The organism is Vibrio sp. THAF190c, assembly GCF_009363355.1.
GTDB classification, from domain to species: domain Bacteria; phylum Pseudomonadota; class Gammaproteobacteria; order Enterobacterales; family Vibrionaceae; genus Vibrio; species Vibrio fortis_A.
This window is the reverse complement of sequence record NZ_CP045340.1, coordinates 391,445-414,714: the sequence shown is the minus strand read 5'-3', so window position 1 is coordinate 414,714 and position 23,270 is coordinate 391,445. Positions and strand designations below refer to the sequence as shown.

Annotated in this window: 21 protein-coding genes; 14 read left to right on the top strand and 7 right to left on the bottom strand. The window is 42.8% G+C overall.

All coding sequences use genetic code 11. From position 1 onward, the window contains the following. Positions 1–23 precede the first annotated feature (23 nt). From FIV04_RS24650 to FIV04_RS24640, 3 genes are all read right to left on the bottom strand, one after another. Positions 24–758: an alpha/beta fold hydrolase gene (locus FIV04_RS24650; RefSeq protein ID WP_152471031.1), complete on the bottom strand. Its 735-nt coding sequence runs from the start codon at positions 756–758 to the stop codon at positions 24–26. 73 nt (positions 759–831) lie between these two features. Then, complete coding sequence (locus tag FIV04_RS24645; RefSeq protein ID WP_152471030.1) at positions 832–1,923, bottom strand: DUF1254 domain-containing protein; 1,092 nt, start codon at positions 1,921–1,923, stop codon at positions 832–834. Positions 1,924–1,945: 22 nt separating this feature from the next. Beyond that, the gene (locus FIV04_RS24640; protein ID WP_172974330.1) at positions 1,946–2,698 is read right to left on the bottom strand and encodes a hypothetical protein; all 753 of its coding nucleotides are present in this window, start codon (positions 2,696–2,698) and stop codon (positions 1,946–1,948) included. 175 nt (positions 2,699–2,873) lie between these two features. Between FIV04_RS24640 and FIV04_RS24635 the strand changes: the two genes are divergently transcribed. Then, positions 2,874–3,782 (top strand): LysR family transcriptional regulator, encoded by a 909-nt coding sequence (locus FIV04_RS24635; protein WP_152471029.1) that lies wholly within the window; start codon positions 2,874–2,876, stop codon positions 3,780–3,782. A 739-nt stretch (positions 3,783–4,521) separates the two neighbouring features. Beyond that, a complete protein-coding gene (locus FIV04_RS24630; protein WP_152471028.1) occupies positions 4,522–5,952 on the top strand; it encodes an EAL domain-containing protein in 1,431 nt (476 codons plus the stop codon). Between the two features lie 87 nt (positions 5,953–6,039). Here FIV04_RS24630 and FIV04_RS24625 read toward each other — a convergent pair whose 3' ends face one another. Continuing rightward, positions 6,040–6,435 (bottom strand): DUF2391 family protein, encoded by a 396-nt coding sequence (locus FIV04_RS24625; RefSeq protein ID WP_150873264.1) that lies wholly within the window; start codon positions 6,433–6,435, stop codon positions 6,040–6,042. Between the two features lie 330 nt (positions 6,436–6,765). Between FIV04_RS24625 and FIV04_RS24620 the strand changes: the two genes are divergently transcribed. The 5 genes from FIV04_RS24620 (at position 6,766) to FIV04_RS24600 (ending at position 12,076) form a co-directional block, all read left to right on the top strand. Beyond that, positions 6,766–7,656, top strand: a complete 891-nt coding sequence (locus FIV04_RS24620; RefSeq protein WP_152471027.1) for a LysR family transcriptional regulator — start codon at positions 6,766–6,768, stop codon at positions 7,654–7,656. 115 nt (positions 7,657–7,771) lie between these two features. After that, a complete protein-coding gene (locus FIV04_RS24615) occupies positions 7,772–8,761 on the top strand; it encodes a zinc-binding dehydrogenase (RefSeq protein WP_152471026.1) in 990 nt (329 codons plus the stop codon). A gap of 215 nt (positions 8,762–8,976) precedes the next feature. Continuing rightward, positions 8,977–9,969: a lipopolysaccharide assembly protein LapB gene (locus tag FIV04_RS24610; RefSeq protein ID WP_152471025.1), complete on the top strand. Its 993-nt coding sequence runs from the start codon at positions 8,977–8,979 to the stop codon at positions 9,967–9,969. Between the two features lie 181 nt (positions 9,970–10,150). After that, positions 10,151–11,056: an oxidoreductase gene (locus FIV04_RS24605; RefSeq protein WP_152471024.1), complete on the top strand. Its 906-nt coding sequence runs from the start codon at positions 10,151–10,153 to the stop codon at positions 11,054–11,056. Between the two features lie 111 nt (positions 11,057–11,167). Further along, entirely contained in the window at positions 11,168–12,076 is a 909-nt protein-coding gene (locus FIV04_RS24600) for an AraC family transcriptional regulator (protein ID WP_152471023.1), read from the top strand. Between the two features lie 22 nt (positions 12,077–12,098). Here FIV04_RS24600 and FIV04_RS24595 read toward each other — a convergent pair whose 3' ends face one another. After that, complete coding sequence (locus FIV04_RS24595) at positions 12,099–13,040, bottom strand: LysR substrate-binding domain-containing protein (protein ID WP_152471022.1); 942 nt, start codon at positions 13,038–13,040, stop codon at positions 12,099–12,101. A gap of 120 nt (positions 13,041–13,160) precedes the next feature. On the opposite strand from FIV04_RS24595, the gene FIV04_RS24590 reads away from it, so the two are divergent. The 3 genes from FIV04_RS24590 to FIV04_RS24580 are packed head-to-tail and all read left to right on the top strand — an operon-like array spanning position 13,161 to position 17,004. Next, positions 13,161–14,597, top strand: a complete 1,437-nt coding sequence (locus FIV04_RS24590; protein WP_152471021.1) for a Mur ligase family protein — start codon at positions 13,161–13,163, stop codon at positions 14,595–14,597. Continuing rightward, positions 14,594–15,778 (top strand): D-alanyl-D-alanine carboxypeptidase family protein, encoded by a 1,185-nt coding sequence (locus tag FIV04_RS24585; RefSeq protein WP_152471020.1) that lies wholly within the window; start codon positions 14,594–14,596, stop codon positions 15,776–15,778. Before FIV04_RS24590 ends, FIV04_RS24585 begins: the two co-directional genes overlap by 4 nt. Continuing rightward, positions 15,778–17,004: an MFS transporter gene (locus FIV04_RS24580; RefSeq protein ID WP_152471019.1), complete on the top strand. Its 1,227-nt coding sequence runs from the start codon at positions 15,778–15,780 to the stop codon at positions 17,002–17,004. Before FIV04_RS24585 ends, FIV04_RS24580 begins: the two co-directional genes overlap by 1 nt. Before the next feature lie 95 nt (positions 17,005–17,099). Here FIV04_RS24580 and FIV04_RS24575 read toward each other — a convergent pair whose 3' ends face one another. Beyond that, complete coding sequence (locus FIV04_RS24575; protein ID WP_152471018.1) at positions 17,100–18,017, bottom strand: AraC family transcriptional regulator; 918 nt, start codon at positions 18,015–18,017, stop codon at positions 17,100–17,102. Positions 18,018–18,383: 366 nt separating this feature from the next. On the opposite strand from FIV04_RS24575, the gene FIV04_RS24570 reads away from it, so the two are divergent. Continuing rightward, complete coding sequence (locus FIV04_RS24570) at positions 18,384–18,782, top strand: hypothetical protein (RefSeq protein WP_152471017.1); 399 nt, start codon at positions 18,384–18,386, stop codon at positions 18,780–18,782. Positions 18,783–18,824: 42 nt separating this feature from the next. Further along, positions 18,825–19,751, top strand: a complete 927-nt coding sequence (locus tag FIV04_RS24565) for an alpha/beta hydrolase (RefSeq protein WP_253895603.1) — start codon at positions 18,825–18,827, stop codon at positions 19,749–19,751. Between the two features lie 81 nt (positions 19,752–19,832). Here the strand turns inward: FIV04_RS24565 and FIV04_RS24560 are convergent, their stop codons facing one another. Then, the gene (locus tag FIV04_RS24560) at positions 19,833–20,411 is read right to left on the bottom strand and encodes a type II secretion system protein (RefSeq protein ID WP_152471152.1); all 579 of its coding nucleotides are present in this window, start codon (positions 20,409–20,411) and stop codon (positions 19,833–19,835) included. A 208-nt stretch (positions 20,412–20,619) separates the two neighbouring features. Between FIV04_RS24560 and FIV04_RS24555 the strand changes: the two genes are divergently transcribed. Continuing rightward, on the top strand, positions 20,620–21,492 hold the full coding sequence (locus tag FIV04_RS24555; RefSeq protein ID WP_152471016.1) for a PhzF family phenazine biosynthesis protein: 873 nt from the start codon (positions 20,620–20,622) through the stop codon (positions 21,490–21,492). A 364-nt stretch (positions 21,493–21,856) separates the two neighbouring features. Beyond that, positions 21,857–23,209: an ISNCY family transposase gene (locus FIV04_RS24550; RefSeq protein WP_152471151.1), complete on the top strand. Its 1,353-nt coding sequence runs from the start codon at positions 21,857–21,859 to the stop codon at positions 23,207–23,209. Positions 23,210–23,270 lie beyond the last annotated feature (61 nt).

The following is a 23,270-nucleotide window of genomic DNA, read 5'->3' as shown; positions in this document are numbered from 1 at the left end:
AGCCTTCTCTAAGCAGCCTAGCCCTATTCGAACTCCCCAGTTTTCAAATAATGGACGACTTGCTGAATGACTTTTGGGTCAGACCGTAATTGATGGTGCGGCAGGTTTACTTCCCAATATGCATCCATAGTGGATATTTTCGCCGAGTCTACGCTGACAAGACCGTCGTTTGCTTTATCAAAGTTCTCTCGTGTCCAGCGGTAGGTTTTGGTTCCAGCAATCACGCCGACAGGGTAGTTTGGATCATTCAGATTTTGTGCAATGCCATCTTCATTGGTTGTTAGAGACTTCGGCACCTCACCAAACCAATTTGACCAAAATTTCTCGCTGTAATGATCAGCAACTTCACTGCCGTGATTTGGCGTTCCTATCATGACCACTCTGCCTAATCTTCGTTCCTGCTCTAATGCATCGTCAGTTTGCAGGTGATAACGAATCAGCAATCCGCCTAATGAGTGGCCCACAAGGTGAACGACTTTTGCTTCTTCCGTGCATTGATGGATCTGCTTGTCGGTTTCTACAATCACTTCACTCATACTGACACCAACGGAAGAGTAGTCGAGCACACAGGTTTGGTATCCAGCGTCCAAAAGCCCTTGATTGAGTTCACTCATTGAGCGACCGCTTCTAGTTAAACCGTGAATGATCACAACCAAATCAGATTCTTCGTTGTTTGAATAGGATATTGGCGGAGTAGAACATCCTGTAATCAGAATAGCGGTACTCAAGAATAAGCAACGCATTATGGACATCATCATAGCCTCACTTAAAAGTAATAAAGCCCTTGTCGATATAGTATCAACAAGGGCCAACAATTAGGTTGAGCAAGCGTTAGTTTAGAGTTAGTTCTTTCAACTCTGGCATCTGGTACAGCTTCATCTTTTCAACATCTGGGCGATATGCTCGGATTTGACCACGCCAGCCATCAACATTGGTTTGAGCAAAGTTAACATCTTGCGCTTCTGCGATACTTTTACAACTTTGATCACCAAAGATGACCGTGAAGCTACCATCATCATGACTCTTAAAATCAGGGCGGTTTGTGCTCACGATGTTGTGCTCGTCTGTCATTAGGTAGTTGTGTGAATCATACATCGTCAGAGAACCAAATGACTTAGCCGGAATAGCGTCAAATGTTGCTGTGTAGCATTTTCCTGCCTCCGTATTTTCCGGTGCCCATGATGCGTACATTGCTGTTGATTCTGGGCTTAGGCCCCAAGAACCCGCAATCGTGTATGTCCATTTTTCCCAATCCGTTACTTCACGAATATCGAATTGAACAGAGTCGTACATGTCCGGTAGGTTACCCCATTCGTCCAAGAGGGCATTACGTAGCTCGACAATCTCTTCTTCCGTCGTATCTGATTGGTAAGGAACAGCAGAGTTTGATTCGATGTTCATTTTGGGTTGAAGAACGTCTTGGATGTACTTGATATCCGCTTCTGTCGCATCAGTGCCAGTACGAATACCTACAAACACATAATCTGTTTCAATTTCACCCTCTTTGAACTCATACACACCAGCTTCCCATGCGTATTCTACGAAGGTGTGGTTTTGGTCTTGGATGTGCAGCGACATAAAACGTTCACCCATCTCTGGGACTTCAATTTTAAAGCCTTTACGGGTATCGATGATCGCAAGTGAATAAACTGTATCAACGTTTGGTGTTACAACCCAGTTGTCACCAGCTTTACTTAGGCCAGGGAAATGGATGAACTCATTAATCTCACCACGATTAAGCATATTAAGTGCGAAAAGATCGCCTTCTTTTTGCTGGTATTCCATCGCAGTCATGCCGTAATCGAGTGGGTTAACAGCCCAGTTCGAGGAATCGATTTGTTCGATAACCTGTTCAGCGGTTGCAGATGCAAAAGCTGATGAAGAAAGTAGCGCTATTGATAGTGCAAGTGTTGTCTTTTTCATAGTATTTACCTTTCAAAAGTCATTAAAGCTGGTAGTTAAATTCGATGATGTGTGAACCATCTCGATAACTGATTTCTTCATTCCATTGAGCAAAATAACGAACATTTAATTTCGGGTTGATTTGGTAAGACGCGGCGAACTCATGCGTTAGCACACTGTCACTATTGGCAAAAGCGTGGTCTTTGTAGATATCTGAACCAGAGAGTGTCGTCATGTACATTGGGTTGTAATTCAACCAAATGTTGTCGGTTAGCGTTAATTTTCCGTATGTACCTACAACCGCAAATGTGCCCGGTACGCTGTAACCGCTAACGACCTCACCGTTATCCCCAAGTGCGTTGTTTGCGAATGCAGCGCCAACTCCAGCAAGCGGGTAAAGCTGCAGGGGACCAATTGCTGGTATCGCTTGTATAAAGCTGTAAGAGAGTGAACCTGCCTCTGTATCAAAGTCATAGTTGAAGTCGACTTGTGAACCGCGGCCATTGGTCAAGTCCACGCCAAATCGGCGTAGGCGAAGGCTATCAATGCTGTCGTCGGCGTAGTCACGCATGCCTAGTGCATCGCCATAACCGCCTTTTAATTCCAGTACGTGCATGCCCATTGTGGTGTCGCTACCAGTATCGAAGGTCTGGCCTAGCTTTAGGTTTAAGCCTTTGTCGGTGTAGCCCATGCCTACCTGTGTGTAGACAGCTAATGGGTCTGACATGTCTTGAACGGCTTCCGTGCCTTGGTTTGGCTGATTGTCTGCAAGCACAAGTGGCGCTCCAATCAGCATAAGGAGTGTTAAAGGAAGTCGTTTTATTTGAAACATCGTTGCTGCTTTCCTGTCGTCTATTAAAGCGATGGAAGTATCTTAAGAAAGTTGAGATATGTGCAGAAGTGAAGCTGTTGAATCTTAGAAATTAACTATATTAATATCTAGGGTGTTATGAGCTGCATGGAAATGAAAGATGAAATCGTTCGATTACAATCTACTTAAAGTATTGCGAGTACTGATTGATACTCAAAACACGCGTCAAGCCTCAGAAATACTCAACCTAAGCCAATCGGCGGTAAGTCACGCACTCGCTCGCCTTAGAGACGCGTTTGATGATCCGTTGTTTGTGAGGGAGCGCTATGGACTGGTTCCTACTGAACGTTGTTTAGAGATTGAAAAATCGCTACCTGAATTGGTTGAACAGATCGACGGTTTGTTTCGAGCTTCGGAAGGGTTTGATCCAATGAAGTTCGATGGAAAAATTTCCATTAGTTTGACCAATGCTCTTACAAACGCTATCGGAGTAAAACTATATCGAGAGCTCAGTGAGCGAGCGCCAAATGCGCAGTTTGAGATTATGGACTGGACGTGGCAGGTAGAGTCCGGATTATTATCGAGAAAAGTGCATGTTGCTTTGGATTACGGGCCTGAGAGTTACTCTAAGCAGATAAGGCAGAAGCCAATGCCAAAGAGCCAGTACGTCATTTGTGTACGTGAAGGGCATCCGCTCACTAAACTTGAATCAGTGACACTTGATGACATTGCGCAATATCCATTGGTGTTGGTTCGAACTCCTGATTGGCGAAGCCGCCACGAAACTGCAGAAGATACTTTGCTTCGAGCAGGTCATATTCCTAATGTCATATTGAAATCAGACTCGCCACAAGTGAACTTTGAAGCTATTCGACACTCTGATGCGATATTTCCGATGATTCGCTCAACGCAGCCACTACCGCCCGGAATTGAGAGTGTAGATTCGATAGGGCAGTCCCCTAAATACAACATGGACATCTACGCGTACGATCTGTATCAAACGAAAGACCTTGCTCTTAACACTTGGTTAGTGAAAGAAATTGAGTCGATATTGAAGAGCACGCTTTGAATAGTCAATACGATTGAGTTCACGTGAGAAATGCTACTGGGCGAGCTATTGCGTCATGGTCATTACCTTGGCGTTATTTTAAAACATCATGCTGGGTATCTTTCGCAGCGTTTAAGTGCTTTCGATTAACGGGCTAGCTGCATATTTGTTGGATTTTCTTCTTATAATTGTTCGTCTCATAAATAATATGACCATTATTTTACAATTTAGATATATGTCACAATAATTGGTTGGTCCAGTGGTTTTTAGATCTGAAAATTCGATACGTTCAAATAGTCAACTCGCTTCAGTTTAACTGTTGATGTTGGTCACATTTTCTTATTTATTTACATAAATTTACACGTTGTGGTTATTGCAGTTTCAGATTTTCAGTAAAGACAGTTGGTTAGATATTCATTTTAATAATGAGTAAAACAACTGGTTTTTTCGTATGGCTGCTTGGTGTAAACAGTCGTTAGCAATCTAAAACACTCCGTAGTGAATAACTATGCATCGCTTGGTGGGTGTTAGTCGTTGTCTCATCCTGCAAATCGTAAGTTAATGTCAACGACGCGGTGGGCAAAAGCCCTCAATACTCATTCATAAATGTAATCGATTTCATATTTGGCATAATTGGTGTTAATGCTCTATTTGTCGTTCTTAATCGCGCTTTTTGCACCCTCCTTTCGGCTTGAGTCCGTTGATATTAGTGTGTTGGATCGGTATGTTCTGCTTTTGTTTTCTTACTTGAGTATGACGTATGGATATTGAACCCATCCCATTTTCTCCAATCACAACCGGTGTGACAGCGATTATTCTTGGTATTGTCATCATCGCGACTCTCTATAATGCTCGCCAAAGTAAGAAGCATAATTACGCACTGAACCGATTAGAGCGTGAGAAGCATAAACTGGAGCAAGCTAGGTTTATATGCGAAGAGAGTAACATCCCCAATATTCATTACATTCAACAAAAAATGGCGAACCTTGAGGCAAAAAAAGGTGAAGTGTATTACACCGCTCATGTGATTTGTGTTGGGCGTAATGGCGATTTCTATCGCTACTTTGATCACCAAACGTCGATGAAAATTAAGCAAACATTACATACTCAATTGAGCGGCGACTTAAAGCCTAGTTTGATTGGGCTCTATGATGATCGATATATCGTGATGATCTTTGTGTCTGAGGCCCCTTTGAACAATAAGCTGCAGGTTGAGCATCAACAGAAAGTAAGAGCTGCATTGCCGAACCAAATGGTTATCAATAGTAAGAAAATGCCGTTTGATTACTCAGTAACGACGCTACACTTTTCCAGTACTTACGACATCGCCAAACCAGATCGCCTGTTTAGACGCATCAGCTATGGGATCTTGCGTGCGATTCAAAATCAGGATGGGTTATACATCCACAATGAAAAGGATTATCAAAAGAATCTACGTAAACGCCACATGCTTCAAGATTTACAAAGAGACATTCGTGATGGCGGGGCAAACTTCGAGCTCGCATACCAACCGATCGTTCATAGCATGAACCAGAATAAAGAGTGTATTCGTGAAGTTTTGCTGGTATGGAGGAAGCGCGGGCATATTGAGCCAGAAAATTATATGTCGCTGCTCAGTGATACACCGCACATTCACTACTCTTTAACACTCATGATCACTAGAAAAGTTATTGAATTAGCGAGAAAAGAAGACGCCGAACAAGGGGATTTTAGTATCAACATTTCGATGTCAGACCTTGCGATGACCTCATTTTCTAACGATATTTGTAGCTTAACTAAACATTGCCCGGAAATTCGAAAAAAGTTGATTTTTGAATTGGTTGAACATAGCGAAGCTATTTCTCAGAAGCACGTACAAGATAATCTTCAAAGCTTGAAACGTGTGGGATGTCGCTTTGCGATAGATGATTTCGGTACAGGTTATACGAATTACGAACTGTTAAATAAAGGGCTATTTGACTTAGTAAAGTTAGATGGAAACTTTGCAATGAATATGGGCAAGGACCCTGTGAGCAATGAATTTTTGAGGTTTATGTTTCGCTTGTCTGAGCAAGTAGGCTTTACTTTAGTAGTATGCGGAATAGAGGAAGAGTTACAGGCTAAATATGTGCCGAAAAAATCTCATGTATGTTTACAAGGTTTACATTTTTCTCATCCAAAAAAGCTAGTCAATACGTTAAGAGTTGCGTAAAACCCATAGACATTTCGAGCATGCCTGTGCGACTAAAGAACTCATGACGAGTCTTTAGTCCGTGCAAGTAGGCTGTTGAAACCTGGCTTATTCCTTATCAAAACCATCAACAATAATAGCTCCCATTGACGCTGGCATAGCAATGACGATAACTCGTTTTAAAGCAACCAACGGAGAATCAAGCGCTGGGAGCTTATCAATGCATAGCAACACCAAAGCGACGACCATAATTGTCAATATATAAGCAATCACGATACGTGAGATAAACTCCATGACTCTGCCGTTGATATTTCTTTGGTAAACGCTCTCGAAAGCGTAAATTGACAAGAACAAACACGACAGAAGAAAAAGTAACGCGAGGTTTGCTGTTGGTAAACTTTCGCCTAGCTGCCAAGCTTCCTCCGAAAATGATATAGGGACTGCGAGAGCAAAGGCCCCCACAAAAATTTGTCCTGCATCTTCAAGGTTAAAGCTCTTTGACACGTGGCCTCCTAAGCATAAGTTCGTTTGGGTTAATCGTTGGTCCACTGCGATGTCATTCCACGCCTTTATCAGGTATTACACCATGAAACCAACTATGTTTAGTATATCGTAGGAATTTAACCTTACCCCCGTAACTACTTAAAACTGATGGTTTTTCATTCTCAATAAAGAAAAGTGTGTCTCAACTTGGTTATTCAGCCAAAGCACCTATCGGTCTAATAGAGTTTAAGTAGGATGTCCAAGCAATTAACATGTTCCATTTGTAGAGATTGCACTTCTCAGCTAAACCCATACAATCCTAAAAGTGGGATAATAAAACGAGATGTGAGTATGAAACGGGTATTGGACGACTTAAATATTTTCTGTGCAGTTGTGGAAACAGGTAGTTTGAAGAAGGCTGCAGAGCGGATTTCATTACCCCATAGTACCGTAAGCCGAAGAATCGACGCGTTAGAAGCAAGTTTGGGGTTAACGTTACTGCACCGCACGACTCGTGAAGTAAAAGTATCATCCCGAGGGCAGGAGCTGTATCAAGATTGCTCACCCTTGTTCACATCTATTCAGCGCTCTATCGATCTCGCTATCGATTCTGAAGTAGAGTTTAAAGGCAAGCTCAAGGTATCAATGCCCGTCCGTGCTGGCTTAGACTTTCTTGGCAATTGGTTGATTGATTTTGCTAGCGAACATCCCGAACTCACGCTCGATATTGCTTTGTCGAATAGCAATCAAAACCTTATCAAGGACGAGATTGACTTAGCGTTTAGAGTCGGTCCATTGATGGACTCATCTGCGATAGCTCTAAAGTTATGGGATATTCCATATTCATTGTGTGCCACTCAAGACTTTCTTGATAGACATAACATTAAAGACACCCACATCACCACAGAGCAACTAGAATCTCTTCCCAGTGTTATCTCTCGTCCTATGACATCTTGGGCATTCACCAACCCTAAACATCAAGAAATTATGTTGGATCCGTCTCAAGATCTTATGGTTGACGATCTAGGCCTCGCATATCACTCGCTCATGAAAGGCACTTATCTCGCGATGATTCCTACCGTAATGATTAAAGACGCAGGTGTTGTTGAGTTATCTGTCGATGATCTTAAACCCCGTACACGTATTATGTACGCATACTACCTAGGGCGTCGTCACGCGCAGAGCCAAATTAAGCACATTGTCGATTACATTAAGCAGAGAAATTCTGACTCAATTTTATAATCCCATTTTTGCAATTCTGATGTCCCAGATTGCGGATTTTTTCATTTTGGATTTGCCACTAATATTTCTTCCGTAGACAACGAATAGAGCGACTAGCTTCAACGGAGAAAGAATCATGAAAGCAATCATCATCGAAAAAACAGGTGGCAGTAACGTACTTGAATACAAAGAAACTGATAAACCTCAGCTGGCTGAAGGCCAAGTACTGGTTAAGGTCGCTGCAGCGCCAGTAAACTTTATTGATACGATTATCCGTGAAGGGAATATGCCTCCAGGTATGATGTCAGAACTGCCATTTATCTCTGGTGTTGAGGGGAGCGGCATTGTGGTAGATGCCAACAATACTGAGTTGAAAGAAGGTCAAAAAGTCGCTTATTTAGGGCCGATTGGTGCGTCAATGTATGCAGATTACACTGCCATTGATGCAGATAAATTGATTGTTCTAGACGACAGCGTCGACGTTCATGAAGCAGGCGCTATGCCAGTGACTTATTTCACGGCATACCACATGCTGCACAACGTTGTTCGTGCTGAAGAAGGAAAATTCGCATTAGTGTACGCCTCAACGGGTGGCGTAGGTACTGCGTTAATTCAGCTTGCAAAAGCGGCAGGGCTTAAAGTTATTGCTTTAGACCGAAAAGACGAAAAAGTAGAACAAGCTCTAAAACTAGGCGCTGACTACGCACTTAATTCAACAGGCGAGTGGGTTGAACAAGTAAAAGAGATCACCGGCGGCAAAGGGGTAAATTATATCTTTAACCCGGTAGCGGGTGACACTGCTGTTCAAGACCTAGAGGTGTTAGCGACACTTGGTCATATCGTTGTGTTTGGTTTCTTGGGGGGCGTCGGAGAGACCAACTTGCAAGCTGAAGCCATTAAACATTTCTCTAAAGCACCGACTATCTCTTATTCAGAAATATACGCTACATACTTTAGCAATTTCGACCTAGTCAAAGTATCGCTCGAAAACGTTTATCAAATGCTCGCTGAAGGTAAAGTAAAACCGATCTACTCGACGATGCCATTGTCACAAGCTGCGCAGGCACATGACAACATTGAAAGTGGTAAAGTGATGGGCAAACTGATTTTGACACCAGAAGCTTAAGCAGAAAATACGTTGTATGGCGAGCCAATCAAGGAAGAGGCTCGCTAATGATTTACCGCGCCTGAAGGTTTGACTTCTAGTGTGTATTGAGTGGTACGTTAGTACGAACATTCTAAATTAAATGATAATCATTCAAGCCATGGTTCATAAGTGCTATATTCGCCAATAATATATTGATTTAATGAATAATGTCTTATTGTTGGCGAGATTTGGTTATGGAAATAGTACAGAAAATAAAAAAGGCCGAAGAACAGGTTTTGGCAGAACCGGATAACAGCGCGAATTATTTCACGTTGTTGTTAGCTTACTTAGAAGATCCCGCCTTATTTGGTAATTCGAAACGTACTCACTACATCAAAGAGGCGGTACAACGCTTTCCCAAAGCGACTTTATGTCAGAGTCCAGTTGTGAATGTTGATGCCGAGCGTTCTCCGACTGAATACAATGAGATCGAAGGCTTGTGGTTGAATCTGCTTGATAAAGAGCCTGAGAATATCCAGATTGTAAAGGGCGCTGCTAATTTTTATAGTACCAATGACCAACAAAAAGCGTGTGATATTCTCAAGAAGGCAATTGAACAAGCACCAGAATCTGACGAACTGTGGTTTGATTTGTCTCGCTATACATTAGATGAGAAAGAGAGGTTATCCCACCTATTAAGCGCCGAAAAATGTGGTTCAACTCAGCCAAATTTAATTGTGTGGATCGCCAGTACTGCGGTTAGCGTGGAAGAATTTGATATCGCACAGCAGTACGCTGAACGCTTATTCTTATTGATTCAAGAGGCAAAAGAGTTATTTGGGGCTAAGCTAAATTGGCGCGGTGACAACAGACAACTTTTTAAGAAAGCATCAGAGCTAATGGATGAACCAGAGGCTAGAAAGCTTGTTAGATCGATAGGCACGAATAATTATCACAAGCACTGGGCAAATACTGTACTGGGTCAAATTGCACTGATAAGAGATAGCGACGAACGTGCTGCATTGGAATATTTAGCGGCATCGGGTGACGTTGGTTATGACGCGCGTTTGTCTTCTTATGGCCCCTCAATGATGTTAGTAAAGAGCCTGAGCAAATTAGGTCATTGGGAAGCATCCATCGATTATTTGAGGAACTGTCAGTCTTTGTGGGAAACATCGATCATTGAAGATTGGATAGTGTCGTTAAGCCATCAACAGCAACCAAGCTGGATAAGGGAACGCGTTTAACTGTCTTCGCCTATTCAAGGTGCTTTTCCGCGAGTGCGCCTGACTCAATTCTTATCATGATGACCACCTGTAATCAGTATACAAGCTTCAGTGATTTGTATAACGCGATAACTTGGTGGTCAAGTTAGACTCATTCCATCGCTTAACTCATCATCATTACCTATATGCCGAGGAGTGCTCTATGGGATGGAATACCACGAACATAATCGATCAAACTGGCAAACGTTTTTTGATCACAGGTGCAAACAGTGGCATCGGCCTTGAAGCTGCCAAAATACTCGCCTCTAAAAACGCCGAAGTTATCCTTGCTGTAAGGAATTTGGATAAGGGTAAGCAAGCACAACAAGAAATTGTAAAATTCGCACCACATGCGATGACAAGTTTAGTTGAACTCGATTTATCTGATTTGGAATCGGTGAATAAATGTATAGGGCATTTGCTTTCAGAAGGTCAATCTATAGATGTTTTGATTAATAATGCGGGGATCATGCTTTTAGATAAACGTGAGACGTCATCTCAAGGGTATGAGGTTCAATGGGCAACTAATCATCTAGGACACTTCACTCTTACTGCTGGATTACTACCACTATTGGAAAAAGCTCAGGAACCACGTGTCGTTACACTTAGTAGTCTTGTAGCTAAAATGAAAGCAGCAGATATCTATTATGACGATCTCAATTTTGAAAACAGTTACGATAGGATGGCGGCTTATGCGCAAAGTAAGTTAGCAAATGTGATGTTCGCGACCGAGTTAAATGTGAGGCTGGAAAGACTGGGGAGTAAAGTAAAATCGATTGCCGCACATCCCGGTTATACGGCGACCAACCTTCAGCAGCACATGGGGTGGGTTGGTATTGTTATGAATGCATTGATGGCGCAAAAGGTTGAGATGGGCGTTTTACCAACACTTTTGGCGGCGACAGATACAAAATTGAAGGGTGGTGAGTATATTGGTCCGATGAAATTGGCAAACTATAGAGGTTATCCGGGGATGAACACTTTGCCACATATGGCCAAAAACGCGGCTGAAAGAGTTAAACTCTGGTCTGAGACAGAGAAGGTTCTAGACATGACATTTTTGTCTTAATTGTTGGATTGTTTTTAACCACATAATTGCTATAGATGTGAAGGCTTTTACTTTGTAATGCTCTGACTCTGCGCTACTTATTAAGTAAATAGTGAATGAAAGGAACCGGTTATGTCACAACTTATAACTATTGATACCGTTCAAGAATCAGTATCAATGTATACAGGAAAAACACCTGATCACCCTTTGATTCATGTCGTTGATTTAGCTGATACTGAAATAGCCCCAGCTTTGCTAAATGCTCGCATTTGCAGCAATCTTTATAGTCTGGTATTCAAAGCAAATGTCACCAAAAAGGTCCAATATGGACGTCGCCACTATGATTTCAGTAGTGGCGTCATTACCGCATTCGCTCCGGGGCAGGTTATAGAGATAAACGAGCTGTATAAGCCTGGAGAACTTAAAGGTTGGTCCTTAATTTTTCATCCCAACGCATTGCTTCAGCACCCTCTGAAGGAAGCAATTAAGCAATATGGCTACTTTTCATATGACATTTGTGAAGCTTTGCATGCATCTGAGCGAGAGCAACAGACGCTAAACCGCCTGGCAAGTGAGATCAAACATGAAACTCAACAAAATCAAGATGAGTTAAGCCTCGAGATTTTGCTTTCAAACATAGATTTACTGCTCAAGTACACCAACAGATATTTCAGCCGTCAGTTCTTAACTCGAAAACCCTTTACACAGAACTCCGTTGAGCGCTTTAATCGTCTGGTTGATGAACATATAGACAAAGCTATGAATAGTGAAATTGGGTTACCTAAAGTTCATCAGTTGGCAGAAGAGATGAACATGTCAGCAAATTACATGAGTGATATGCTACGTAAACAAACAGGGAAAAATGCGCAAGATTTAATTCACCAACAACTCATTGAAAGAGCCAAATACCGTCTACTCAACTCAGATGATAGCGTATCGTCCATCGCCTACCAGCTAGGGTTTGAGTATCCGCAATATTTCAGTCGAATGTTCAAGAAAAAGACGTCAATGACCCCTCAGGAATACCGAACTATGCAATGATGTACTCGTTCTTCTTAGGCGTTTAAGGAGATGGATTACGTAACCTAGACACCTTTTCCGTAACGACTTCTTTAACCAAATCTGACAACCATGTAATTCTTGGGTGCGAACTATCGGCGCTTAGTGATACTAATTCGACATCAAAGTCAGGTATATCGATAGGCGGCTCACAAAGCGTCAATGAGTCATCGATTAGGTCAGTTCTACCCACCATTTCAGCCATTACAGCTAATATTTTTCTACCTGTAAGCATTCTTCGTATGGTTAAAAATCTTGTTGTACCTAATACGACATTTCGTTGAACCCCTAGCTCTTCGAGTGTTTGGTCTACACGAGTAGTAAGCGCTTGGTTCGCCGTAACGATCATTTGTGGTGTCTCTAAGTAGGTTTCTAAGGAAATGGGCAAATCACTACGTAGGACTTGATTATCAAAAGTACAGAGGTGCTTTTCTCTATATAAAAATGTACTTTTTAACTTACTGGGTAGGTCGGAAAATACACCAATGCACACGTCGACATTTCTAGCTTCGAGTTCCGTAACACAATTTCCAGTATCAACGGGTTTAAAGATCACTTTCGCATTGGGTGCTAAGCTTTGTAACTTGTCGAAAAGCTGAGGTGCAAAGATCTGCTCAGCATAATCACTGAATCCCACCTTGAAGGTTCCGCTGAAGTGACGTGGTTGGAAACCGTCAACGTTCAAAATATCTTCTTTAAAGATTGTCATGATCTGCCTTACTTTAGGCTGGATCTCGTGTGCTCTTGCCGTTGGTTGCATCGTATGACCATCTCGTTCAAATAATGGGTCTTCGAGCAGTTCACGTAGTCTTTTCAAGTTATAACTGGTGGCGGGCTGGCCTAGGTGGAGAGCCTCCGCTGCCTTTGAAACGCTACGATGGCGAAAAAGTGCATCAAAGGTGAGTATTAAATTCAAGTCGACTCGTTGCCAATTAATCTGTGCCATTGGATACCCCTCAATTTCTTTGCGTATCAGTCTATTCGATACGGAATATAGAATCATTCGATTTCATTAATTAACTGCGCATTTCTATACTTCAGGCTGCTTTAGATTAAGGAGTTTGAGATGCCGACCAGTTTAATCTCTCAACAATTAGAGATATTAGCTTCATTGGAAGTGAAATCATTCAAGACGAGAAGTGATGACGTAGAGCCAAATGATGTGTTTGTTTGTCGCTATGGCCTAACTCATGATGGTCATGATTTCGTGCAGAAAGCGATTCAAAATGGGGCTATTGCCGTTATATCGAATAAGCCAATGACGCTACAGATACCAACGTTGGTGACGGAAAGTTACTATCAGTCTCTAGCGCTTATCAAAACCTTCTATAAACACCCACACCGAAAAATGCGCCATATTGGAGTGACCGGCACCAATGGTAAAACGACAGTATCGCATTGCCTCAACCAAATTCTCAATCGCACCAATCAAAGTGCATACATAGGGACGTTAGGTGCACAAATCAATGATAAAACGGTACCAACTATCAACACCACACCTGATGGTGTAGCGCTACTTAACATGTTTCATCAGATGCAAAGTGTTGGGACAGAATTCAATGTGATGGAGATGAGTAGCCATGCTCTCTCGCAAGATAGAGCTGGGTTTATCTCTCTTGAGATGGGAGTGATCACCAATATAGGGGAAGACCACATGGATTTTCACCGCACTAAAGACAATTACGTGCAGGCTAAACTACAAATAGTCGATCGCATTGCTCCCAATGGCACATTAGTAGTGAACCTTGATGATCCTCATGCTGCCGCTGCGATGGAAAGAGCCGCAGGTCGAGCTAAGGTTGTGACATTTTCAATGCATGATTCGAGTGCTGATGTTACCGCGACAAAGTGGGAGCCATCGTCGCGTGGGATGAGCTTTGAATTGTCGATTGGAAAAGAGAGCCTGGAAGTCTGCTCTCCCATGCCTTTTGAATACAACATTGAGAATGCATTAGCAATCACGTGTGTACTTTATTCATTAGGTTGGAGTCTGAAGCAAATTGCTGATGCTATCCAAGACGTTGTTATGCCCGACGGGCGTGCTCAATTTTTGTCGTTATCTAATGGGGCGATTGGGCTGGTTGATTATGCTCATAACAGTGACGGATTGAGAGCGCTATTGACTGCAGCAAGACAAAAAGCGAGCCAAAGACTGATTGTTGTCGCAGGCGTTACAGGGGACCGCATACAACAAGCAAGCCTCATTGGTTCAATATGTACCGAACATGCGGATCTCGTAATTTTTACATCTGATGATCCAATGGGCGTTTTACAAAGTGAATTGTTTAGAGTGCTGCGTTCAAAAGCCAAAGATAAGCCAGTTTTTGAAGTCAATGACAGAGCAGAAGCGATAGCCCTCGCCAAGCAGATGAGCGAGTCTGGAGACTTAATCGTTGTCTGTGGAAAAGGGAACGAAGCGTTTCAGTATGTTAATGATGGGAAGTCGTGCAAGCGCCCTTACATCGGTGATGTAGCAGCACTGAAGCAAGAGGTAATGGCATGAATGTGTTGAAGTCTTTTCTTATCTTAATGGCCTTTGCATATGCTGGGTCCGTTAATGCGGTCATTATCCCAAACGCACCTATTTTAAGTGCAAAAGGATATATCTTAATTGATGCAAATTCTGGTGATGTTTTGGCTGAAAGTGATGCAGATGTCCAAGTCGCACCAGCAAGTCTCACCAAGTTGATGACTGCTTATGTTGTTGGGCAAGAAATTGTTAATGGGCGCCTAGCATGGGATACCTCAGTAGAGGTAAGTAGAAAGGCGTGGTCAGCTAACTTTCCTGAATCGTCAAAAATGTTTATCAAACCGGGAGACGATTTAAATGTTCAAGATTTAATGCAAGGGCTGATCATTCAATCTGGTAACGATGCTGCAGTCGCACTTGCTGAACATGTCGCAGGAGGTGAGATCGCCTTCGTTAGCTTAATGAATGGTTGGGCACAGTCCCTTGGCATGACAAACACTAACTTTATTAATGCCCATGGCTTAGACGGGGAAAGCATTGCGACAACACCACGAGACATGGCTACGCTATTGAAAGCCGTGATTAACGATGTCCCAGAGGTTTACTCTCTCTACAACAAACGTCGTTTCACTTGGAACGGAATAGAGCAATACAACCGCAACAAGTTATTGTGGGACAAAACGTTAAATGTTGATGGTGGTAAGACAGGTTACACAGAAGCCGCCGGGTATAGCTTGGTCTCGTCAGCAACACAGGGGCGTATGAGGTTGATATCTGTTGTTATGGGCACGGCAAGTGCTCAAACTAGAGTCAATGAGTCGCGACAACTACTAAATTATGGTTTCCGTTTTTACGACACATTACAAGTCGGTAAGGAAGGGGAGGAGCTGTACCGAGCAGAGGTTTGGAAGGGTGACGTGGATGAAACATCCGTCCAATTTGATGAAGATGTATTTATCACACTGCCTAGAACCCAGGTCGCCTCGGTAGAGCAAATCCTTGAGCTCAATGAAACACTAATGGCTCCAGTTAAAGTAGGCGATGCAGTCGGTGAGGTGGTTTGGAGTGTCGAAGGTCAACCGATTAAAAGAGTGAACGTAGTTAGCGCTGATAATATTGAACAAGGCACCATGTTCAAGAGGATTAAAGATGCGGTATTACTCTGGTTAACCTCTTTGCTTAAAGACGTGAAAAGCTTAGTGGGAGAGTCGTGATGAATCTACCCGTTTCTTACAATAGTATCTGGAGCAACAAAGATTACGTCCGGCTTCTTACAGCTCAAGTCACATCTCTTGTTGGTACTGGGCTGAGTTCGGTATGTCTTGCTTTGCTGGCCTACGAACTTGCTGAAAGTGACGCGAGCATGGTACTGAGCATCGCCTTTGGCCTTAAAATGATCGCTTACATTGGTCTGGCACCGGTGTTCGCTTTTTTTAGCCGTCGATGGCCAAAGAAGCAAGCCCTTGTGGTTCTCGATATCGTCAGAGCTTGTCTTTTCATTGCCTTGCCGTTTACTGATCAAGTTTGGCAAGTCTATGTATTGATGTTTGCTATTAACGCATGTTCTGCTGCATTTACACCATTATTCCAAGCGACTTTGCCTGCCGTATTACCTGACCGGGAGCAATACACAAAGGCGTTGTCTTACAGTCGTGTCGCTTATGACTTAGAACAGGTTGTAAGTCCTGTTTTGAGTGCAGTGTTGCTAACGATGATGACCTTTCGACAACTGTTTTGGATCGATGCATTTACGTTTGTTTTTTCAGCAGCTTTGATTCTAATGTGCTTCATTCCATATGATTCATCAAAGCTTGTGGAGAAACAGCGACTCAACATTAACACGCTGTATAAAGGAATCTCGGCGTATTTAGCAATCCCGCCATTACGGAGATTGTGGTACGCCTACTTGGCCGCGGCTGCTGCCAGCGCTATGGTGATAGTTAACACGGTCGTATATGTACATGATATTCTACACGGTGGTGATAGTGAGACAGCTTTAGCCTTACTCGCGGTGGGGGGAGGCTCGATGTTGATTGCATTTCTACTACCTAAATTCATCGCCAATCAGGAACCGCAGCGATATCATATTCATGGGTTGTGTGTAATTTGTGTCGCATTTTATCTCGGGACGTGGTTACCAAGTTGGCTTGGGTTTATCGTAGTTTGTTTCTCGTTAGGGATAGGGATGTCTTTAATACAGACGACTTCCGGCTTGATCATCAATGACGCATCATCTGGACAAGATGCAAGTCAATATTTCGCTGCCCACTTTTCATTGACTCATTTTTGGTGGTTATTGACTTACCTTTTCGCAGGAATATCGGCGAGCTATTTAGGATTGGCAGGCGCTTACTGGGTGATGTTGTTTATCGCCTTAATCAGCAGCGCTATCTATATTTATCAGTTGCTTAACAGTGCTAGTTCCAAGTCTATTGGGTGACGATAGAAATATTGGAGAGCATAAGCTTCATCGGTTTGGCTTATGCTCTTTGATGTAGTCTTGTGGAGTGCTGATGAACGGAGTGCTCTGGATGTCTAATGTTTAATATTCGCAGTGCGGTACTCTGATGGGGTCATTCCCACTTTATTCTTAAACAATCTAGAGAAGTACTGAGGGTATTCAAACCCTAATCCATAAGCAATCGTTGCAACTGACTCTTTAGTTGAAAGCAAACGATCTTTAGAACGTTCAATCAAAGCCGAATTGATCCAATCTTTAGTCGTTTTGCCTGTTTCAGCTTTCAAAGCGTCACTTAAATAACGACTGGTCATATTCATACTTTGGGCAAGCTCTTCTACTTCGGGTATCGCAGCGGACTCTTCGATGACAGCTTGTAAACGGGCATCGAGCTGCGCAGAAAACTTATCATAGACTGACGTATCCGCTTCTTTTCGCATTAGAAACTGGCGATGATAATAACGGTTGGCGTACATCAATAGCGTGCTGATTTGCGACAGCATTAACTCCTTGCTAAACGCATCTAAAGCATTGCTTGATTCGACCTCTAGCGCATCAAAAAGTGTTGCCATGTGCTGTTCTTCTTTCGGGGAAAGGTGCAGAGCTTCGTGTACGGCATAGCTAAAAAACTGATACTTCTTGATCTCATCTTGCAGTTTATGGCCGCGAATATAGTCGGGATGAAAGCAGATCGTACGTGCAACCGCGTCAACCTTAATACCGCTCACCGTTAACTCCTGGTCAGGCGCAAAAAATAGCATGGTCCCGTTAGAGCAGTCATATTTGGTGCGACCATACATTAGCTCACCAGAGGTGATGTGCTTAAGCGATATGGAATAAAAACCCGACGATAGGCTGATGTGATCTTGGCAACTCAGTTGATTATCTTTACTGTTCGAGCTCATTTTTAATACATCAATTAAAGGGTGCTCGGGTGGGCGTAGTCCAAGCGCGTGATTCTGTTCTGCGATTGTATTGAAGTGGTATTTCTTCATCGTACTGCCTCGTTTGATGATGTATTGCCAATGGTCACAAGCGTATAAGCCTAACGCTTGATTTCTCTAACATTGAATCGTCTTTTTATTATGTTCGATACACAAGAATAGTGCAGTACACAAAACTGCGTAATGTGTATACGGAATGACGAAAACCCTCTCTTATATCGATCGCTAAGCCTTCTTTTTCTAGCGAGCAACTCAATGTCTGAGCCTTAAATTACAACAACTCGAATTAGATAAGGTGATTTTTTGTACCGTTATTTTGTATACAGATTAGGGGATTTTGTGCACTGACGATTGGAATAGCGAGTACTAAGATAACCCCATCGACTATCAAACAAACCACAACAAAGGTTAATCACTATGCTGTCACGCGACGATTTGAGTCAACTTATTCAAGCTGTAGATGGTCAAAAAGTCCATCAAATCAAATGTGGTGACCATCGCTTTATTGATATCACCATAGTGCAGACAGAAGGGCGATTTTTCATCCGACAATACAAGTTTTCTAAACGCAGTTGGTATGAAGCATTTACTCGCAATGTAGCCATTGAAGGTAAATCCAACGGTGTAATGAAAGTTGGGGCTTTGGAAGTATCAATTAATGGAAAAATTCCGGATGACTTGGATGCGATTAACCCAAAAGTAAACCAAGCATACCGGAAGTTGCTTGGGCTTATTTACCCATTGATGCGTTTGACGTTTGATAGAAAAAAACACGAAGAGACAACACTTGAGTTGGTTCCCGTATTTGACAACTAAATCGATGCTCCCACAAAGAGACATGAATAAAAGGTTAGTACTATGAATGTGAAAAAAATAACGTTTAAATCATTTGGTGTGGATCTTGTTGGTAATCTGTATTTACCAGAAGGTTTCGATGAGAATAAAAAATACAAAGCGGTGCTTGGTGCCAGTCCATTCCCCCAGGTAAAAGAGCAAGTGTTGGGCACATATGGACCAGAACTGGCCGAACGTGGTTTTGTCTTTCTTGCCTTTGACTACTTGGGTATGGGGGAATCGCCAGCACTTCCTGGTGAGCACATGCAATCGCGTTATATGTTCCGCTTAATCGAAAACACTTGGGATGCGGTCTCTTTCTTAAACACATTACCTTATGTTGAAGAAGTGGTGGGCCTTGGTGTTTGTCAGGGCGGTTCGATCATGGCGTCAGCTTCTGTAACAGACCATAGAATCAAAAAGATCGCCTTAGTATCTGGAATGATGGCCGCTGACGCATTTCAATGGACAGATAAAGCGATGGCGCATCAAATGATCGCTGCGGCTAACGCTTCTAAACAGAAAATGTATGAAACAGGCGAAGCAGACATTGTCTCTCCATTTGGATTGAACGACGATCAATCTCGAGACGAGTTTATTGGAGAAGCAGCGTTCCCTGAGATGGCGGGAGAGACTTACGATTACTATGGCCGAGATGGTTTTAGAGGTCCAAAAGCGGTGGAGACCTTCACTAACTTGCACATAGCTGATCAACCAATGCAGTCACTATTCTCCTTGTGTGAACATTACGCAGATAAGATCGTGCAACCTACGCTTGTGGTATACGGAGAAGATGCGCCAACGGCTATTTGTTCAACGGCGTTTATTGAAAAGCTAACAAACGACCCAGAAGTATTGGCTTTGGGCGAGTTTAGCCATGTCGATTTCTACTACAAGCCAGAAGCAGTGAAACTATCTGCCGATGCGGTAGCTGACTTCTTCAACAAATAGTCAAATGTACAGAAGCGATTTAGTGCACTATAACTAAATCGCTCTTTTCCAATTGGACTATCCAAAGACGAGGCGCCTAAATTATTCTGGTAAAGGATAATCGTCACCAATTTTACACACTAGGCTTCCCACCAAAGCTTTTTCAAATCGAATGCTACCCTTGGCGTCTGAATCCGCCGCATTCATCTCGCCATCAATCATGCGATTGACCTCCTGAGCCGCTCCGAGTGGAACCAACCAAATACAAGCCGCTAGTGAACATGCCTCAGATGAAGGTTGGCAGCCAGTTTCTGAGCTTCCTCTTATCCATGAACTGGCTTTTTCTTTAAGCAAGATCTGTGTGGCGATATAGTCAGGATGGCTAATGTACTGCTCACCCCCAATCCAGGTATCATCGAAGGGTAGGTATGGTCCTTGCCATGTGGATAATCCAGGATTCTCGATAAGGTTGTTGATATTCAAATAACCATAGTTAGCGTCAGTATCTAAAGTAATGGGTGGCAAACTACCGTTGTCGACGGCATATTGGTGCGTTGCATCTAATATTTGGTCAAGGTAGTTGATGATGAGCTTTGCTTCTTCAGTCTCAGACACATTGGAACTGAACGCTTGGCAACCGAGTAGACTAGCCACAATCAAAGCGGCGCTAGCTACTGCAATTTTCAATTTTGTCACTCGAACTAAAGACACAATTAAAATCCTGTTATTTGTAAAGTTGTGGCAAAAGGGAGATATATATTCAGAGCGGTGAATTTATATCAGAACATACCTAAAATTGTCACAAGTTTGTAATTAAACAGCGAATTTGCACTAACTTAACTATGCCATTAAGTTAGTCGTCAAAGACAAAACGAGGTGTTTAGGATTGATGGAAAACATAGAGGTATTCTTAGTTAACGCATTTACCAAGGATGGAAGCGGAGGAAACCCAGCGGGTGTCGTTCTAAATGCTGATCGTCTCAACGATGCAGACAAGCTACACATCGCTCAGATTATTGGTTACTCAGAGACGGCGTTTGTAAGTAGCGATGAAGAAGTAGACTTTGAAGTCTCTTTCTTTACGACTACTGGTGAGGTAGATTTTTGTGGTCACGCGACGTTGGCGACATTTTCTGTATTACATCAGAAAGGTTTTATCACTGACGGTCAATATCGTCAGAGAACCAAAGCAGGGGTATTACCTGTATCGGTCAACGTCCTCGGTGAGGTCACCATGGAGCAGGCTTTACCAACGTTTGGGCGTACTTTTTCTAATTTCGAAGTGTTTGGTTTAATTGGCATCGATGAAAACGTGTTGGATTCTTTAGACTTGCCGGTACAGGTGGTATCGACCGGTTTACCTGACCTTATTATCCAAGTACCTAAAGGATATCTCGATAAAGTAAATATCGACGAAGCCAAGTTGATTGAGTTCTCTAAAGAGCACGAACTAGTTGGCGCTCATGTCTTTGAGCTGTCTGATGGCACCGAAGTAACCGCAAGCTGTCGAAACTTTGCGCCTTTGTTTGGTATTTCAGAAGAGTCTGCAACGGGCAGCGCGAGCGGCGCACTTGCTTGTTATCTAGATAAGTATTTTGCGGCCGAACATTCACGCTCATTTGTCTTTGAACAAGGCCGCGCCATGGGTGCCTTGTCGCAGATCTTTGCTTCAGTAGAATCAAACGAACATGGTGTTCAACGAGTTAAGGTTGGCGGTGTCGCGAATGTCATAGGCTCAAAGATTGTAAGTCTACAAGACTAAACATCACGAAATCTTGCTCAGATAGATAACGTAAAAATGTTGCTGTTCAAGAATGCCCAGCATTCGCCGAACAACAACATTTATGGTTATTATCTATTTTATGGTAAATCGACTTATTGTTAAATTTTAATAAGTTAGAGAACTAAACGAGCTAAATTCGGAGCCATCAAAATGAGCAGAAGACTGGCTTAGTTACAGGATTTTGTAGACTTAGATATTAAAAGTATAAATTTAACATAATGTATCTAATACGCAGTCAGTTTGTAAGAGCAATATAGTAATGTCCGGTTTGAGCAACTTTAAAATGTCCTCCTAAGCTTAAAGTGTTGCTTGGCTTTGAGGACCTAAACTGATGTTAATTGCTATGAGTGAGCACGAGATAAATCGATTCAAAGTTCTAACGGATGTACAAGAAAAACGCTTACGACAAGTCGACGCTGCAGAAATTTTAAATGTCTCGACTCGACATGTCAGACGACTGTTGAACCAGTTAGCAACTTATGGTGCTAAAAGCTTGGCACATGCAGCCCGCGGTCGCCCAAGCAACCGACGCTATAATGATAACTTTCGAGCTGAAGTATTAGGGATTGTACGTGAACAATACTTCGATTTTTCACCCACGTTTGCGCTTGAAAAACTCTCTGAGCACCATAATCTGATTGTTTCTAAAGAAACTCTCCGACAATGGATGATCGCTGACGGACTTTGGACTCCATATTCTAGGCGCAAGCCTAGAATTTATCAGCCTCGCTATCGCCGTGATTGTCTCGGTGAGCTCATCCAAATCGATGGTTCACACCATGATTGGTTTGAAGGCCGCAGCGATAAATGTTGCCTACTGGTCTTCATCGATGATGCAACGGGCCGTTTGATGAACCTGCGATTTAGTGAGACCGAATCGGCGTTTGATTACATGTTGGCAACCCGCGAATACCTAAATGAGCATGGTAAGCCAGTCGCATTTTACAGCGATAAACACTCGATATTTCGGGTCAATCAAGAAAAACACAAACAAGTTGGCCAAACGCAATATGGCCGAGTATTGCATGATCTCGGTATTGAGCTCATCTGTGCGAATAGCTCCCAAGCTAAAGGTCGTGTAGAACGAGCGAATCTGACACTGCAAAACCGCCTAGTGAAAGAAATGCGTTTACAACGCATCAACACCATCGAAGAAGCCAATGCATGGCTTCCCTACTTCATCGATGACTTTAACCGTCGCTTTGCCAAACCCGCCAAGTTTCCTAAAGACATGCATCGTAAAGTACGAGAATCCGAACGAGACCTGGAAGATATCTTCAGCTGGCAAGAAACACGCAAACTCTCAAAGTCACTCACATTTCAATACGACAAAGTTGTTTATCTCATTGAACCAACGGAAGAAAATAGTCGTTTAGCTCATGAACACGTCAAGGTTTTAGATTATCCAAACGGCGAGATTGCCATTGTTTATGACCATCGAAAACTTAGTTTCAAAACCTTCGACAAGCTCGAACAAGTTCAACAAACACAAATCGTCGATAATAAGCGTCTTGGTCAGGTGTTGAAATTCGCCCAGAAGAAACAAGAAGAATTCGAAGCCCAACAGCAACGAACACGAAGTAAAAAAGCGCCAAAACGACGAGCCCAACGACGGGCTTTACAAGAGAAACTTCGAGCCATCAACCCTGTCCTACATGAACCTGAAAAACATAAAGGATCAAGTCGGAAATCCTAACCTCTTCACATAGAGAACTTGAAATAAGGACATTTTAATCTGGGTGGACAACAGGACATTT